The organism is Limosilactobacillus reuteri subsp. simiae (genome assembly GCF_020784875.1).
Classification (GTDB): domain Bacteria; phylum Bacillota; class Bacilli; order Lactobacillales; family Lactobacillaceae; genus Limosilactobacillus; species Limosilactobacillus reuteri_H.
Genome location: NZ_JAJGUI010000023.1, coordinates 1 through 280, shown reverse-complemented (window position 1 = coordinate 280; position 280 = coordinate 1). Strand labels below are relative to the sequence as shown.

The following is a 280-nucleotide window of genomic DNA, read 5'->3' as shown; positions in this document are numbered from 1 at the left end:
CGCTAGTTAGAAACTTACGAATGAGTCTTAGTGTCCATGGGTCATCAATATATTGTTGGAGATACTTAATCATCAAGTCATGATTAACGTTATCAAAATAGGCTTTTAGGTCTAAGTCAACAACTCTTCGATAACCTTGATTATAAAGATCTACTACTTTTTCAATAGCGTCATGGGCCCCACGGTGGGGACGGAAGCCAAAACTATTATCAGAGAAAACACGCTCAAAGATAGGCGTAAGAATTTGGGCTACAGCTTGTTGAACCATTCGGTCCACCAC

General features: G+C 40.0%; 1 protein-coding gene. It reads right to left on the bottom strand.

Annotated elements, in window-relative coordinates; all coding sequences use genetic code 11:
- The coding region (locus LMC10_RS01105) for a reverse transcriptase domain-containing protein (RefSeq protein WP_267866771.1) at positions 1-280 on the bottom strand (280 nt) is incomplete at both ends.